Source organism: Streptomonospora alba (genome assembly GCF_000826685.1).
In the GTDB taxonomy this organism is placed as follows: domain Bacteria; phylum Actinomycetota; class Actinomycetes; order Streptosporangiales; family Streptosporangiaceae; genus Streptomonospora; species Streptomonospora alba.
This window is the reverse complement of the sequence record NZ_JROO01000002.1, coordinates 11,597-27,117: the sequence shown is the minus strand read 5'-3', so window position 1 is coordinate 27,117 and position 15,521 is coordinate 11,597. Positions and strand designations below refer to the sequence as shown.

13 protein-coding genes and 1 pseudogene are annotated in these 15,521 nt (G+C 72.6%); 11 read left to right on the top strand and 3 right to left on the bottom strand.

Features of this window, described 5'->3' with window-relative positions:
* Positions 1 to 315: pseudogene (locus tag LP52_RS27575) on the top strand (hypothetical protein); the annotation flags it as partial.
* A 363-nt stretch (positions 316 to 678) separates the two neighbouring features.
* On the opposite strand, the gene LP52_RS00760 reads toward LP52_RS27575, so the two are convergent.
* Complete coding sequence (locus tag LP52_RS00760; protein WP_052809274.1) at positions 679 to 1,953, bottom strand: MFS transporter; 1,275 nt, start codon at positions 1,951 to 1,953, stop codon at positions 679 to 681.
* A 210-nt stretch (positions 1,954 to 2,163) separates the two neighbouring features.
* Here LP52_RS00760 and LP52_RS00755 point away from each other — a divergent pair, with 210 nt between their 5' ends.
* Together LP52_RS00755 and LP52_RS00750 are read left to right on the top strand one after the other, a co-directional pair.
* Entirely contained in the window at positions 2,164 to 2,730 is a 567-nt protein-coding gene (locus tag LP52_RS00755) for a GNAT family N-acetyltransferase (RefSeq protein ID WP_040269818.1), read from the top strand.
* Between the two features lie 190 nt (positions 2,731 to 2,920).
* Positions 2,921 to 4,243: a phosphoribosyltransferase gene (locus LP52_RS00750; RefSeq protein WP_040269816.1), complete on the top strand. Its 1,323-nt coding sequence runs from the start codon at positions 2,921 to 2,923 to the stop codon at positions 4,241 to 4,243.
* Positions 4,244 to 4,423: 180 nt separating this feature from the next.
* Here LP52_RS00750 and LP52_RS00745 read toward each other — a convergent pair whose 3' ends face one another.
* On the bottom strand, positions 4,424 to 4,723 hold the full coding sequence (locus LP52_RS00745) for a WhiB family transcriptional regulator (RefSeq protein WP_255430170.1): 300 nt from the start codon (positions 4,721 to 4,723) through the stop codon (positions 4,424 to 4,426).
* Between the two features lie 520 nt (positions 4,724 to 5,243).
* Entirely contained in the window at positions 5,244 to 5,894 is a 651-nt protein-coding gene (locus LP52_RS00740) for an MBL fold metallo-hydrolase (RefSeq protein ID WP_040269814.1), read from the bottom strand.
* A 264-nt stretch (positions 5,895 to 6,158) separates the two neighbouring features.
* On the opposite strand from LP52_RS00740, the gene LP52_RS00735 reads away from it, so the two are divergent.
* The 8 genes from LP52_RS00735 (at position 6,159) to LP52_RS00700 (ending at position 15,427) form a co-directional block, all read left to right on the top strand.
* Positions 6,159 to 6,566, top strand: coding sequence for a YccF domain-containing protein (locus LP52_RS00735; protein WP_040269813.1), 408 nt, complete (start codon positions 6,159 to 6,161; stop codon positions 6,564 to 6,566).
* Positions 6,567 to 6,739: 173 nt separating this feature from the next.
* Complete coding sequence (locus LP52_RS00730) at positions 6,740 to 8,155, top strand: AI-2E family transporter (RefSeq protein ID WP_084722774.1); 1,416 nt, start codon at positions 6,740 to 6,742, stop codon at positions 8,153 to 8,155.
* A 217-nt stretch (positions 8,156 to 8,372) separates the two neighbouring features.
* On the top strand, positions 8,373 to 9,971 hold the full coding sequence (locus LP52_RS00725; protein ID WP_040269812.1) for an ABC-F family ATP-binding cassette domain-containing protein: 1,599 nt from the start codon (positions 8,373 to 8,375) through the stop codon (positions 9,969 to 9,971).
* Positions 9,972 to 10,186: 215 nt separating this feature from the next.
* Positions 10,187 to 10,393, top strand: coding sequence for a helix-turn-helix domain-containing protein (locus tag LP52_RS00720; protein ID WP_040269810.1), 207 nt, complete (start codon positions 10,187 to 10,189; stop codon positions 10,391 to 10,393).
* Positions 10,394 to 10,724: 331 nt separating this feature from the next.
* The gene (locus LP52_RS00715) at positions 10,725 to 11,543 is read left to right on the top strand and encodes an enoyl-CoA hydratase/isomerase family protein (protein ID WP_040269809.1); all 819 of its coding nucleotides are present in this window, start codon (positions 10,725 to 10,727) and stop codon (positions 11,541 to 11,543) included.
* Between the two features lie 235 nt (positions 11,544 to 11,778).
* The gene (locus LP52_RS00710; protein WP_238580674.1) at positions 11,779 to 13,200 is read left to right on the top strand and encodes a DEAD/DEAH box helicase; all 1,422 of its coding nucleotides are present in this window, start codon (positions 11,779 to 11,781) and stop codon (positions 13,198 to 13,200) included.
* A 404-nt stretch (positions 13,201 to 13,604) separates the two neighbouring features.
* Entirely contained in the window at positions 13,605 to 14,678 is a 1,074-nt protein-coding gene (locus LP52_RS00705; protein WP_040269808.1) for a permease, read from the top strand.
* Entirely contained in the window at positions 14,675 to 15,427 is a 753-nt protein-coding gene (locus tag LP52_RS00700) for a TIGR03943 family putative permease subunit (RefSeq protein ID WP_040269806.1), read from the top strand. Before LP52_RS00705 ends, LP52_RS00700 begins: the two co-directional genes overlap by 4 nt.
* Positions 15,428 to 15,521: the final 94 nt, after the last annotated feature.

Below are 15,521 nucleotides of genomic sequence, written 5' to 3'. Positions count from 1 at the left end.
GGCGGGGGCGAGACCCCCGGTCCCGGTGACGGCGGCGGCAACGGTGGCGGCGGCGACGCCGGCAACCCGCCCGCCGGCGGTGGCGGCAGTGCCGGCGGTGGCGAATCCGGCGGCACCGGCGGCGGTACCGGTGGCGGCACCGACGACGGCGGCAACGGCGCTACGGGCGGTACCGCGTCCGGCGACTCCGACGGTGGCGGCTACCTGCCCACCACCGGCGTCGACCTGACCGGCTTCGTCCTCGGCGGAGCCATCGCGACCGGAATCGGCGCGGTGACCCTCTACGCCACGCGCCGTCCGGCGCAGGCGCAGTAGCCTCCCGCGGCTCGGCCGCTCCCGGCCCGACCGGGAGCGGCCTCCGTCTGTCCGGCCTCGAACAGGGCCGACGGTGGCAGCGAGGGCGGTGGATGGACGGGATCGGCGTTGGTCGGTGCGGTCGGCGCCAGACTGCGGGTCGCAACGAGGGCGGCGAGTGCACCGGGCGGCCCGGGATAGCGGACGTCGGTTGCGGTCGGCGCGGGGTTGCGCTCCCGGCGGGGCGGCGACGGCGGTGGGCGGCTTGGGTTCGCGTGCACCGGTCGCGGTGCCCGGCCACAGGCACGCGGCAACCGGCGAACGCCGACCCCGCCCACCATCCCGCCCCCCGCCACCTCGCGCAGCGAGGCCCCGGCCTCACGCCTATGCGGTTCGGCCGCGTGCGGCGGCTGTGCGGGCCGGGCGCAGTCCGACCGACAGTACGGCGGCGAGCAGCCCGGCGACGGGGATCAGCCACAGGCCGGCTGTCAGCGACACGGTGTCGGCGACCACGCCGATCAGCGGCGGCACGCCCAGGAAACCGAGCCGGGCCATCCACGCCGCCAGCGCAACGCCGTGTCCGCCGCCCAGGCCCGGGATGTCCCCGGCGGCAGCCAGCGACAGCGGGAACAGCGTGGCGACGCCCAGCCCCATCAGGCCGAAGCCCACGATGGCGCCCAGAGGCACCGAGGTCAGCAGCGCCAGAGCCATACCCGCCGCCGAGAGGAGGGCGCCGGCGCGGGCGACGGCCACCGCGCCGAACCGGTCGGTGATGCGGTCCCCGCTCAGCCGCCCCACGGTCATCATCGCCTGGCAGGCGACGAACGGCAGGCCGACCAGGAACAGCGGCGCAGCCAATTCGTCGCGCATGTACACCGCCCCCCACGAGGCCGCGGAGTCCTCGATCGCCCCTGCCATCATCAGCAGTACGCTCACCACCAGCAGCATGGCGATCGAGCGCCGGGGCACACGCCACCGGCGCCGCGCGCCGTCCGCGGGCCCGCCCGCCGCATCGGCCCCGTCATCGGTGGCCGAGGCGGAATCGTCCTGCCGCTGGGCGGGTGGATCGATCTCGGGGCCTGGAAGCAGCAGTCGCGTGATCGCCAGAACGCCGATGATCAGCACGACCGTGACCGCGGTGATGTGGGCGGGCAGGGGCGCGCCCCAGCCGGCCATCGACGATCCGACCAGGCCGCCGCCCACAGCGGCGACGCTCCAGATGCCGTGGAAGGTGTTGATGATGGAGCGGCCGTACCGGCGCTGCACTCGCAGTCCGTGGGAGTTCATCGCCGAGTCCATCCACGCGTCCATCCAGCCGACGCAGAACATCCCCACGGCGAACACCCACCAGGCCGGCGCCGTGGCCACGATCGGAAGCACGCAGGCCAGTAAGACACCGGAGCCCACGGCCACCCGGCCGCTGCCGAAGCGGGCGATCAGCGGTCCGGCGAGCATCCCGGTGGCCAGGGCACCCAGCGGCATGGCGCCGATCCCGGTGCCCAGTTGGGTGTTGGACAGCTCCAGCTGCGACTTGATGACCGGCAGCCAGGGCACGATGTTGGCGTAGGCGAAGCCGTTGGCGAGGAAGAGGACGACCACCGCCAACCGCGCCCGACGCGCCTGCGCGTCCGCCCCGCGTGCCGTCTGCTCTACCGCCACCGGACCTCCCCCATCATCGGATCTCTCGGCGCGCGGGCGCCTCGGGAAGCGTATGCCACCTCCCGCCGCGGATGCGAAGGGGTTGTGTAGGGGCGGTTTCGGCCTTTACATATGATCCCCTGGCCGAATCCGCCGAATCCGATCACGGCGACGCCCGCCGCCCTGCCCCTGCACCGCTCATCCGACCGACGACCTCGGGAGTCTTCAGCGATGATCGACCTGAGCGCGTTGCGCGAGAAACCCACCCTGGCGGGTGAGCGCGTCAACCTGGTCCCCATGTCGGCCAAGCACGCCGACGACTTCTTCGAGTCCACCCGCGACGAGGAGATCCGCAGACTCACCGGTTCCCACCGGCGTCCCGACTACGACGAGGTCCGCGAGTGGTGCGCCTCACGGTCCGAACAGCTCGACCGCTTGGACCTGGCGATCATCGAGGAGCCCGGCGGGCGGTTCGTGGGCGCTCTGGCGCTGGAGGACGTCGACGCCGACAACGAGAGCGCCGGCTACCGCATCGCGCTTTCGGCGATCGAGTTCACCGGCCAGGGGCTGGGTAAGGAAGCGACCCGGCTCGTGCTGGACTACGCCTTCAACCGGGTCCGGCTGCACCGCGTCTGGCTCAACGTCTACGCGTTCAACATGCGCGCCATCGCGGTCTACCGCTCCTACGGATTCACCGTCGAGGGCCGGCTGCGCGACGCGCTGCTGTGGGACGAGCGCCGCCACGACGCCCTGATCATGGCCGTTCTGGAAAGCGAATTCCGCAGCGCAGCCGGCTGACTCCCGCTCGCCGGGGCGGGCGCGCCAGGGGCGCGCTGGGGATCGCGGCGAGATTTGCGCGGCGGTGAGGTTGGCGCGCTGACGCGTGCGGGTATGTCCGTACCACTTTCCGCCGTGCCCGGTCCGCGATTCGGACCACGAGCGGCGTTCTCGTCCCGCGGCGGCAATGGGGCGGAGCGCCGGAGAGCCTATGAGCCCGCTGCCCGTTTCACTGCCCTTCACCGACCGGTCCGAGGCAGGACGCCGCCTCGCCGAGCGCGTGCGCCCCCATGTCTCCGAGGCCCCGATGGTGCTGGCGCTTCCCCGCGGCGGGGTCCCGGTAGGCGCCGAGCTCGCGCGGCTGCTGCGCATCCCGCTGGACGTCGTCGTCGTGCGCAAGATCGGGGCACCCGGCCACGCCGAGCTGGGCGTGGGTGCTATCGCCGAGGACGGGCACGTCTGCTACGACGACGCCGCGCTGGCGCGCATGCGGCTGACCCGCCGCGACCTCGACGGCATCGTCGCGGCCGAACGCAACGAGCTGTGGCGGAGGCTGGAGGCATACCGGCGCGGGCGCCCGGCGCCCGTCCTGCGCGGCCGCGACGTGATCGTCGTCGACGACGGAGTGGCCACCGGCGGCACGGCCCGCGCCGCCCTGCGCACCGTGCGCCGCCAAGGCCCCGCGCGGCTGCTGCTGGCGGTACCGGTCGCCGCCCAGGGCGCGCTCGACGCGCTGGGCGAGGAGGCCGACCGCATCATCGCTCTCACCGTGCCCGACAACTTCCGCGCGGTGGGGGAGTGGTATCGCGACTTCGGCCAGCTCTCCGACGACGAGGTGACCGCGCTGATCGGAGAGCCGGGCGATACCGCGGCGCCGCCCACCCGCGCGGTGCGCATCCGCGCCGGCGACGTCCACCTCGACGCCGAGCTGAGCGCGCCTGCGGGGATGCGCGCGACGGTCGTGGCCGCGCTGGAGCACGGGTGCAGGGCCCCGGAGCAGCGCGCGCTGGCCGATGCGCTGGGCCGCTCGGGCTATGCGACGCTGCTGCTGGACCTGCTGACCCCGGAGGAGGCGGCCCGCCAGCGCGAGGCCGTCGAGTCCGGAGTCCCCGAGACCGGGGCCGCCGAGGTCTCCGCGGCCGAGGCCGCCGATCGGCTCGCGGCGGCGGTGGCCTGGTTGCGCCGCTCGACCGAGGCCGCGCAGGGGCGCGTGGGCGTCCTGGGCTCGGAGCGGGGCGTGCCCGCGGCGCTGATGGCGGCGGCCGCCCACCCCGCCGACATCGCCGCGGTGGTGCTCAACGGCGGGCGCCCCGACGCCGCGGCGGAGTCGTTGGACCGGGTCCGCGCGCCGGTGCTGGCGCTGGTGCAGGGGTCGGACTCCGTTGTGCGCGAACTGGCCGAATGGGCGCTGACGCGCCTGGGCGGGCCCGGCGAAGTCCGCGAGGTCCCCGGCGCCGAGCGGCTGATCGCCGGCGGCGCCGCGCGGCGGGAGGTCGGCTCGGCCGCCGCCGAGTGGTTCGGGCGTCACCTGTGAGCGTGCACGCGCCTGGGCCACGCGCACAAGCCCGCATCAGGCATGACGAAAACCCGCGGCGCCCTCGACGGGAATCGTCGGGGCGCCGCGGGTTAGCGTGGCCGGGGGCCGCTGCAGAGAACTGTTGTCTCGGGTCGGTGTACGCCTCGAGTTCAGCCCGGAACGGGCGGAAAGATCGGATCAGGCCGCGTTCGCGCGACGCATGCGGCGCCGGCGCTCGGACGCGCGCTCGTCTTCGTTCAGCCCGCCCCACGTTCCGTACTTCTCGGGCCGCGAGATCGCGTAGTCGAGGCACTCGGTCCGGACAGGGCACTGGGCACAGATCTCCTTGGCCTTGCGCTCGCGAATCTCCCGCTCCGGCTGGCGCTCGCCGTCGGGGCCGAAGAAGAGCACAAGGTCCTCGCCCCGGCACGCGGCGGCATCCTGCCACCCCCAGTGCGGGCGGGGGCGCAGCGTGGCCTGCCGGCGTACCTGAGACATGGTTGAACCACCTCTACTGAAATCACTAGTAAGCTGTTGGGAAGACAGGGTTAGAAAAAGCAGTCATACGTCATAAGCGTGAGCAACCCCGCACGGCCTGAACGCCATGCGTCGCTTCGGTGTTCCCCGGTGTGGTGCAGACCACGGCGCCGAACCGCCGAAACCGGCGGGGCGCTCACACGAAACGGCCGGGGAGGCGGTGCCGCCCTCCCTGCGAGCCGGTACGTAATCATGCCATCCCCAGTCCCGCTCGCGCACGGGGGGTGGGGAAATTACTCGCTCATCCGTTACCGAATCCGATCGAGGCTGACCAATGTTTGGTCGTATGTCCGGTTTCGGTAATGATTTGCGAGGACCGGTCTGTTCAACCGGATACCAACCATCGTATTGACCGAGGGCGCGCCTGCCTAGGGGCGTGGCGTGATGAGCCGATCACATTGCGGTCGAGTTCGCACACGTGCGTTCGCGGCCGCGTCGGCGAACGCGGGCGCGGTTGCACGCCTGCACGCGATTTTCCAGGTCAGACCGCGTCTGCGGTGCCCGGTTGCACGCGAGTGTAAGCGACGTCGGGCACCAGCCGCTGGAGGTTCTTCGCGTAAACGCCGGCGCCGGTGTCGTTGAGCAGGCCGTCGTGCACGGCCAGCGCCTTCTGCGGGTGCACCTCGCGCAGGTAGTCGATCACCTCGGACACCTTCGACCACGGCGCGTTCAACGGCAGCAGCAGCGTCTCGACCGGGTCCTCGGGCACCGTCAGCGCGTCCCCGGGGTGGAACACGGCGCGCTCGGAGTCGGCGACCCGGAACCCGACGTTGGTCACGATCGGGATGTCGGGATGGATGACGGCGTGGCGCTCGCCGTAGACGTGGACGTCGAACCCCGCCGCGTTCACCGTGTCGCCGTGGGCCACGGTGTGCACCGCGACGCCCGATGCGCGCAGCTCCTCCAGCTGCGGGGCGATCCCCGCGTGGGTGTAGATCTCCAGACCGGGCTTGGCCTCGGCGGCGGCGCGCAGCCGGTCGAGATCGAAGTGATCGGGGTGCTCGTGCGTGATCGCGACCGCGTCGGCACCCACCGCGGCGTCGGGCTCGCTGAAGACGCCCGGGTCGACGACCAGGGCGGCGTCGCTCCGCTCCAGGCGCACGCAGGAATGGCCCAGCTTGGTGATACGCACGGGGCGATTCTAACGCGCCGAGGCGCCCCCGCCCCAAACCGGAACGCTCGCGCGGCGGCGAACGCCCTGCTCAGGCGGTGGTCCGGCGGGTGCTCGGCGCCGCACGGTGCGGCCTATGCACGCCCCCTAAGGGTGCGCTGGGGGTGGCGGCGCGGAACGGCGGCCGTGCAGAGGCCGTCGTACGCGGGTAGAGGCCACCCGGCCTTGCGAATCCCGGCCGCCGCCCGGCGGCCGGGCGCGGATATGGAAGGGATGCGAACCGCAGTGGCACTGCTCCGCTTGGTCCTCAACGTCGTCTGGCTCGTCGTCTCCGGGCTGTGGCTCGCCCTGGGCTACGTCGTCGCCGGAATCATCTGCTGCCTGCTCATCGTCACGATCCCGTTCGGTGTCGCGTCCTTCCGGATGGCCAATTACGCGCTGTGGCCCTTCGGCCGCGAACTCGTCCGCAAATCCGGCGCCGGCGCGGGTAGTACCGCCCTCAACGTCGTCTGGCTGATCGTCGCGGGGTGGTGGCTGACGCTGGGCCACATCGCCGCGGCCGTCGGCCTGGCGGTGACGATCGTCGGCATCCCTCTGGCGTGGGCGTCGCTGAAGATGATCCCCGTGGCCCTTGCGCCCTTCGGCAACGAGATCGTGGACAGCGAGGTGCGCCGCGAGCCCTGGCAGCTGTGAGCCCCGCGCCGCCGCCCGCGCGCCGGTCTCCGGTCCCGGCCGCGAAAAGCCCCGCCGAAGGGGCGGTGCGATGATGCGGCGATGCGGTAGCTTCGGCTGACCGGGCGCGAGGCCGGGGCGGCGCGGACGGCACAGGCCATGCGGTGGCAGCAGAGCGGAAGTAGGGGGAAAACGTGCGTTGGACACGGCCATCGGAGTGGTCGCTGCTGAAGCGCGGGCGCAAGCGGCGCGGCGAGGCCGCGGGGGCCGCCGAGCCCGCACTCGCCGAATCGCCGGAGGCCGCGGCCGAGCCCGCCGCTCAAGAGCCCGACGGGATGCTGGAGCGGATGGGCAACATGTCCTGGCGGCTGCTGCTCATCGGCGTCGTGGCGGCGCTCATCGTCTACGGCCTGGTCTACATCCGGATCGTCACGATCCCGGTGATCCTGGCGGTGTTCGTCACCGCCATGCTCATGCCGCCCGCCAACTGGTTGCGGCGCAAAGGGCTGGGCCGCGGCTCCTCCACCGCCATCGCGTGCGTCGGGGCCCTGGTCGTGCTGGCCGGTGTGATCACGATGGTCGTGCAGCCGGCCATCTCCGGCTTCTCGGGCCTCGTCGACAGTGTCCAGCAGGCCGTCGACGACCTGCCGAGCTATCTGGAGACCTTCGGCCTCAACCCCGACCTCGCCAGCACCACCATCGACGCGGCCGAGAGCGAGCTGCGGTCCCGGATGCAGGAGGACTGGTCGCAGTGGGTCAGCCAGGCCTGGGTGGCGGGGACGACGGTGCTGGAGATCCTGCTCGGCCTCATCCTCATCATCGTGCTGACCGTCTACTTCGTGCACTCCGGTGACCAGCTCATGGAGTGGGTGCGGTCGCTGTTCCCCCGCCAGTCGCGCGGCTCCATCAAGGCGGCCTCCGAGGTCGCCTACGGGGTGATGGGGCGCTATGTGCGGGGCGTGGCACTGGTCGGGCTCATCGACGCGGTGGGCATCGGTCTGTTCCTGGTGTTCCTGATCGACCCGGGGCTGGCCATCCCGCTTGTGGTGCTCACCTTCGTCGGCGCGTTCCTGCCGGTCATCGGCGCCTTCCTGACCGGCCTGCTGGCGGCCATGGTCGCCTTGGTCACCGAGGGCTGGATCATCGCGGTCCTGGTGGTGGTGGTCGTGGTGGTCGTCCAGCAGCTGGAGAGCCACGTCTTCGCGCCGCGTGTCTACGGCAAGGCGCTGGACCTGCCCTCGGCGGTGGTCCTGCTGGGCATCACCGTCGGCGGAATCATCGGCAGCGTCGTCGGCATGTTCCTCGCCACCCCGGTGATCGCGGTGCTGGCCGCGCTGCTGCGCAACCGCCCGCTGGTCCGGGCCGCCGAGACCGGCGAATACGCCACCCCCGGCGGCAGGCCCGGCAAGGCCGCCTCCGGAACCGGGGGCAACGCGCGAGGGCAGAGCGGAACCGCACGGTCGGGCGACGAGGACGCGGCGGCGTCGTCCGGCGAGCCGACCGGCTCGACTCCGTCGAGCAGGTCTCCCGGCAGAACGGCGGCCTCGGGGCCGGTCCGGTCGGAGACGGGACCGGAGCCGGGGGCCGGTTCGGGCGGTCCGCAGACGTAGGCGCCGCCGCGGCCCCCGGGCCGCGGCGGCCGCCGGAGCGCGGCATGCAGGTGCTCCGGCGTACGTTGGCCGACGGTGGGCACTAGTCTGGGGCGGGTGCGCGATCGCCCGTACCCGCTGCCGTGATGCCGCGCGGGTCCGCACTCCCCGGCCGCGCGGCCGGAGATCGCCTGCACCGCCCGCCCGCACCGTCTGCCGCCAGAAGGTTTGCCGCTCCATGCTGATCGCCTCTGACCTGGAACTGCGCGTGGGCTCCCGGCTGCTGCTGGAGCCCACCACACTGCGCGTCGCCGCCGGCGACCGCGTCGGGTTGGTGGGGCGCAACGGCGCGGGCAAGACCACACTCACCAAGGTGCTGGCCGGCGAGGACGCCCCCACAGCCGGCGACGTCACCTCCAGCGGATCGGTGGGTTACCTGCCGCAGGACCCGCGCGCCACCGACCCCGAGGAGCTGGCACGCGACCGCATCCTCTCGGCCCGCGGCATCGACGACGCGGTGCGCCGCATGCGCCAGGCCGAGGAGCGCATGGCCAGCGACGACTCCAAGACCCGCGACAAGGCCGGGCGCGCCTATGCCCGAGCCGAGGAGCACCTGCACATGATGGGCGGCTACGCGGCCGAGGCCGAGGCCGCGTCCATCGCCAGCAGCCTCAAGCTCGACGACCGCCTGCTCGACCAGCCCCTGGGCACGCTGTCCGGCGGCCAGCGGCGCCGCATCGAACTCGCCCGCATCCTCTTCAGCGGAGCCGACACCCTGCTGCTGGACGAGCCCACCAACCACCTCGACGGCGACTCGATCGTCTGGCTGCGCGACTTCCTCAAGGACCACCAGGGCGGCCTCGTGGTCATCAGCCACGACGTCGACCTGGTCGAGGACGTGGTGAACAGGGTCTTCTACCTCGACGCCAACCGCTGCGTCCTCGACGTCTACAACATGGGCTGGCACGCCTACCAGGTGCAGCGCGAGGCCGACGAGCGCCGCCGCAAGCGCGAACTCGCCAACGCCGAGAAGCAGGCGAGCCAGCTGCAGAAGCAGGCCGACCGCTTCCGCGCCAAGGCCACCAAGGCGCGGGCGGCCCACCAGATGGAGAACCGGGCCGACCGCATCCTCAACTCGGTGCAGGGCCAGCGCAAGAGCGACAAGGTCGCCAAGCTGCGCTTCCCCGACCCGGCGCCCAGCGGGCGCACCCCGCTGACGGCCAAGGGGCTGTCCAAGTCCTACGGGTCGCTGGAGATCTTCTCCGGTGTCGACCTGGCGGTCGACCGCGGCAGCCGCGTGGTCATCCTCGGCCTCAACGGCGCGGGCAAGACGACGCTGCTGCGGCTGCTGGCCGGGGTCGAGGAGCCCGACACCGGCGAGGTCGTTCCCGGCCACGGGCTGCGCCTCGGCTACTACGCCCAGGAGCACGAGACGCTCGACACCTCCAGCACGGTGCTGGAGAACATGATGAACGCCGCCCCCGACCTGCCCGCGGTCGAGGCGCGCCGCACGCTGGGCTCGTTCCTGTTCAGCGGTGACGACGTCGACAAGCCCGCCTCGGTCCTCTCCGGCGGCGAGAAGACCCGGCTGGCCCTGGCCACGCTCGTGGTCTCCAGCGCCAACGTGCTGCTGCTGGACGAGCCCACGAACAACCTCGACCCCGCCAGCCGCGAGGAGATCCTCAGCGCGCTGCGCAACTACAAGGGCGCCATCGTGCTGGTCACCCACGACGAGGGCGCCGTCGAGGCGCTTTCGCCCGAGCGGGTCATCATGCTGCCCGACGGCGCCGAGGACATGTGGAACGCGGAGTTCGCCGACCTGATCACCCTCGCCTGAGCCGCGGCGCACCGCGCCGTGGACGGCCACGACGCGTGCTCCGCGGCGGCGGTTGACGCCACCGTAGTTACGGTCGGTTTTTGGGACGGGCCGAAACTCGCGCAGCGCGTGGGCGCGGTTCCACCGTGTCGCTTGCGGGTAGCCACCGGCGTCCGCATGGCTGATCATGGGCACTTCAATGTCGCGTTGATCACCCACGAGCATGGGAGGACGCTGTGGCCGAGACCCTGAAGAAGGGCACCCGCGTGACCGGCACGGAACGTGCAGAGTTGGCGAGCGAGCTGAAGAGACGCTATGACGACGGCGAGAGCATACGCTCGCTGGCGGCCGCCACCGGCCGCTCTTACGGGTTCGTTCACCGGCTGCTGACCGAGGCCGGGGTCACCCTCCGCGGTCGCGGAGGTGCCACCCGCCGAGGTTAGCCCCCCGGCGGCGCCATCCGGATACCCCCTCTTCGGATGGAATCCACGGTCGCTCACCAGCCGGAACCTCCGGCGCGGCCGATCGCCCCTCCGCGCGGCGCCCGGCACCGCGAACAGCGTTTCCGCCGATCACCACGAGGGCCTGCCCCGGCCCAGCGGGAACGCATGGGAATGCCCCTTGCTTTCGCCCGGTGCCCCGCGGAGGGTGCGGCCTCCGCCTCGGACGCGCCCCGCGCCGCCGGCCGCCCCGTCGGCGGCCTAGGCTGGGCCGACGTCACATAGGGGTTCCGCGGCCGTTCGCGCCGCGGGCCGACGAGGTGCGGAGGTGCGCATGGCTGAGGCGGGCGGGTTCGCCGACGGCGATCTGGAGGCGGCGGGACTGCGACTGTCGGTGAGCGACGAGGTCGCGACGGTCACCCTGGCGCGTCCCGAGCGTCGCAACGCGATGACGGGGCGTACTTGGGAGGCGCTGGCCCATGTCGGCCAGACCCTGCCCGAGTCTGTCCGAATTGTCATCGTTACGGGTGAAGGCTCCACCTTCTCCTCGGGCATCGACCTGAACATGTTCCGCCCCGGCGGCGTCGAGGGCGAGACCTCGCTGATGGACCGCGTCGCCGACGGCAGCGCCGACGACGCCGAGCTGGACCGGGTCATCGCCCGCTACCAGGAGGGCTTCGCCTGGCTCCGCCGACCCGACATCGTTTCGGTGGCCGCCGTGCGCGGCCACGCCATCGGCGCCGGGTTCCAACTCGCCCTCTCCTGCGACCTGCGGATCCTCGCCGACGATGCGCAGCTGTGCATGAAGGAGCCCGCGCTGGGACTGGTGCCCGACCTCACCGGCACCAAGCCGCTGGTCGACCTGGTCGGCCCCAGTCGCGCCATGGAGCTGTGCCTGACCGCGCGCACCGTCTCCGCCGCCGAGGCGCGCGAGCTGGGCCTGGCCGAACTCGTCGTCGAGGAAGCCCAGCTCGACGGTGCCGTCGACGACCTCGCCGCGGCGCTGCTTGCGGTTCCCCGCGAGGCGGCCTCGGCCACCAAGGACCTGCTGCAGGGCGCACCCGCCCGTACGCTGCAGGAGCAGGCCGCCGCCGAGCGCCGCGCGCAGGCCGGCCGGCTGAGGGCGCTGGCCGCCCAAGCCGCCCGCGGCTGAGTCCGGCGATCCGCCGCGCACCCCTCGGCGGGGTGCGCGGCGGGCCCGCGCCGGATGCGACCCGGATCACCGTCGGAACGGCCCGCGTCGTGCACGGATTGCACGCCGAAGCTAGTACGCTGCATAAGGCGGTCGTTCCGTGCTGCGCGCATCCGGCGCGCCGGGCCGCCTGGCACCGGGGACCCCCGACGATCCCCGAGTCGCGTTATCCGGCGCGTTTGGGCGATCTCTCCGCATGGACGGAGCCTTCCTCGAAACGCCGCCGATCGATGAGGAAGGTTTACGTCACTTGACGGACAATGCCGCATGCCCTGGCTTCGACGAACTCGGACTACCCGAAAAGATCGTGGACAGGCTCGCGCAGGACGGCGTCACCACGCCGTTCCCGATCCAGGCCGCCGCCATCCCTGATGCTCTGGCAGGCCTCGACGTGCTCGGCTGCGGCCGCACGGGATCGGGCAAGACACTCGCCTACGGGCTTCCGCTGCTCTCCCGCGCCGCCGACCGCCGCGCCGCATCCAGTCGCCCCCGGGCACTGGTGCTCGTGCCCACGCGCGAACTCGCCCACCAGGTGCGCGACGCGCTGCTGGTGTACGGCCGCCTGCTGGGCGCCCGCATCGGCGACGTCGTCGGAGGCAGCTCCTACACCCGCCAGATCAACGAACTCCGCCGCGGAGTCGAGGTCCTGGTCGCCACTCCCGGCCGCCTGACCGACCTCATCAACCAGGGCGCATGCGACTTGGGCGACGTCGAGCTGTGCGTGCTCGACGAGGCCGACCAGATGTGCGACATGGGCTTCATGCCGCAGGTCACCGAGCTGCTCGACCAGGTGCCCGCCGGCGGCCAGAAGCTGCTGTTCTCGGCGACGCTGGACGGCGACGTCGACAAGCTGGTGCGGCGCTACATGAACAAGCCCACCGTCCACTCGGTGGACCCGCCGGTCTCTCACGTCACCACGATGGAGCACCACCTGCTCAAGGTGCTCCCGCAGGACAAGAACCGCATCATCACCGAGATCGCCGCCCGTGACGGGCGCACTCTGCTGTTCGTGCGCAGCAAGCACCGCGCCGACTCCATCAGCGAGCAGCTCGCCGCCGCCGGAGTGCCCGCCGCGTCGCTGCACGGCGGCAAGAGCCAGAGCGTGCGCACCAAGACGCTGGCCAAGTTCCGCGAGGGCAAGGTGCAGACGCTGGTGGCCACCGACGTCGCCGCCCGCGGCATCCACGTCGACGGCATCGACCTGGTCGTGAACATCGACCTGCCCACCGGCCACAAGGACTACCTGCACCGCGGCGGGCGCACCGCCCGTGCCGGGGAGTCGGGCCGCGTGGTCTCGCTGGTGGCACCCAACCAGCGCCGCTTGGCGCGCCGTCTGCTCGGCGACGCCGGAGTGCGGGCCGAACAGCACCTGGTCAACCCCGGCGACGCGCTCCTCAGCGAGGTCACCGGTGCGCGCGAGCCCTCCGGTGTGCCGTGGGTCGAGCCGGTCGAGCCCGACCGCGCCCGCCGCGGCCGCGGCGGCCCTCGCCAGCGCAGCGGCGGCAACCAGCGTCCTCGCGGCGACCGCGGAGGGCCCCGCGAGGGCCGACGCAACAACGACCGCCGCGACAGCCGCCCCGGCAAGCCCGCCCGCGGAGGCTCGCCCGCGCGGGGCTGACCCGCCGCCCGGCCGGGACGACCCGGCCAGGCGGGGCACACGCGCAACAGCGACATCGACGATTCCGGTGGCCGCCACGGTGAGCGGCCATCCGGATGAGGCCGCGACGGCCGGGACCTGCAGCCCGGCCGCCGGCTGAGACGCAAGGGGCGGACTCCCGCGAGGGGGCCGCCCCTCTCGTCTGTTGCGCGTGCCGCGGTGCGCCGCCGGTCTCCCGCAGAGGCCGGGTGACCGGCGGAACGGCTGCACGACGCAGGGCCGGAGGGCACCGGGGACGGCTGCGGCTTCGGTGCATGGCATGAAAACCGTTTCCGGTACTATGCCCAGAACCGGCCGACCACGTTCCGTTGCCTGCTGCCGCTTTCGCGGCGCGGGCCACCATCGAGCCCTCTCGGAGTAGCAGCGTGCCCGAACGTCCGACGGGACCCGCCCCGCCTGTCCACGCGTCCCTGGGCGACTCCCTGACCGCCCGCTGGGACGACCCCGGCGACGATCTGCCGCCGCCCGACTGGGGACGGCCGCGCGGTCCGCGGCGGCTGGCCACCGTCTGGATGTTCGCGCTGTTCACGCTGGCACTGGCCGCGGGCAACGCCTGGCTGTCGGACCGGCTGACCAGTGAGGCGTTCTTGGCCTGGGCCACGGTCTTCACCGCGATCAGCCTGCAGGCGCTGCCGTTCCTGGTATTCGGCGTGGCGCTGTCGGCTGCGCTGACGTCCTTCGTACCCGCCTCCTTCTACCGGCGCGTCGTGCCCGACAACGCATACGCGGCGGTGCCCACCGCGGGCGCGGCGGGGATGGTCCTTCCGGGATGCGAGTGCGCGTCGGTCCCGGTGGCCGGCGGGCTCATCAAGCGCGGGGTGGCGCCGGCGGCTGCGCTGACCTTCCTGCTGGCCGCGCCCGCGATCAACCCGGTGGTGCTGGTGGCCACCGCCGTCGCCTTCGCCGGGCAGCCCGAGATGGTGCTGGCCCGGCTCGCCGCGTCGTTCGGCGCCGCTGTAACGGTGGGCTGGGTGTGGGCGCGCCTGGGCCGCACCGACTGGCTGCGCCCGCCGCGCGCCCATCACGACCCCGATGCACCCCGCTGGCAGATCTTCCGCGAGTCGATGCTGCACGACCTGATGCACGCCGGCGGGTTCCTGGTGCTGGGCGCGCTCGCCGCGGCGACGGTCAACGTCGTCGTGCCCCGCGCATGGGTGGCGGCGGTCGCCGACATGCCCGTCGTCTCGGTGCTGGTGCTCGCGCTGTTCGCCGTTGTGCTGTCGATCTGCTCGGAGGCCGATGCGTTCGTCGCCGTGAGCCTCACCGAGTTCTCGCCGACCGCCAAGCTGGCGTTCCTGGTCGTGGGCCCGATGGTCGACCTCAAGCTGATCGCGCTGCAGGGCGGCACGTTCGGGTGGTCGTTCGTACGCCGCTTCGTTCCGCTGACCCTGGCGGCCGCTCTGGTCTTCACGTTCGCGATCGGAGGACTTCTGCTGTGAACAGGATCGCGCAGGGCATCGTGCTGGTGCTGCTGGGCGCCGGCGCGCTGAGCAGCACGGTGTTCACCGACCTCTACCTCAACTACGTCCAGGCCGGGTTCCGCCCGTTCCTGATCGCGGCCGCCGCGATGCTGATCGCCCTGGGGGCGACGGTGATCGCCGCGGAGGCGCGGTCGGTGCTGCGCGGAGAGGTGCCCGTCGAGCCGGCCGGATGCGGCCCCGGCCACGCCGAATCCGGCGGACACGGCCACGGAGCCCCGCGTGTGGCGTGGCTGCTGCTCCTGCCGGTACTTGCGGTCTTCGTCGTCGCGCCGCCGGCATTGGGCTCCTACACCGCCGAGAACGCTTCCACGGCGGCGCCGCCGCGCGAAGAGGAGGCCCACGACGAACTCGGCGAGCCCGGCTCCGAGGGCCCGGTCGAGATGGAGATCCAGGAGTTCATCTCGCGTGCCTGGACCGACGAGAAGCGCTCGATGGAAGGCAAGACCATCCGCCTGACGGGCTTCGCCGTGCCCAACCCCGAGGGCGAGGGCTGGTATCTGGCACGGCTGCAGATGGCCTGTTGCGCGGCGGACGCGATCGTGAACCGGGTGCTGATCACCGACCGCCCCGAGCCGCCGGAGGACAGCTGGTGGCGGGCCGAGGGCACCTGGCAGCCCCCGGAGGGCGACCTGCGAAGCGTCCGCGACCACAGGTTCTCGGTGGAGACGTTGGAGGAGGTCGAGGATCCTCCCGACCCCTACGAGTAGCCCCTCCGAGCACTCGGCCGAGTAGCCGGCGTCCGGTCGCCCGCGGCCGGGCGAAGGCGGGCGCGAACGGGGCGGCGGCCCGCGCGGGCCGCCG

Bases quoted from the DNA above. Each gene is read 5' to 3' on its own strand.
- LP52_RS00710 (WP_238580674.1), top strand. From the start codon at position 11,779: ATGGACGGAGCCTTCCTCGAAACGCCGCCGATCGATGAGGAAGGTTTA.
- LP52_RS00715 (WP_040269809.1), top strand. From the start codon at position 10,725: ATGGCTGAGGCGGGCGGGTTCGCCGACGGCGATCTGGAGGCGGCGGGA.
- LP52_RS00745 (WP_255430170.1), bottom strand. From the start codon at position 4,723: ATGTCTCAGGTACGCCGGCAGGCCACGCTGCGCCCCCGCCCGCACTGG.
- LP52_RS00725 (WP_040269812.1), top strand. From the start codon at position 8,373: ATGCTGATCGCCTCTGACCTGGAACTGCGCGTGGGCTCCCGGCTGCTG.
- LP52_RS00750 (WP_040269816.1), top strand. From the start codon at position 2,921: ATGAGCCCGCTGCCCGTTTCACTGCCCTTCACCGACCGGTCCGAGGCA.
- LP52_RS00755 (WP_040269818.1), top strand. From the start codon at position 2,164: ATGATCGACCTGAGCGCGTTGCGCGAGAAACCCACCCTGGCGGGTGAG.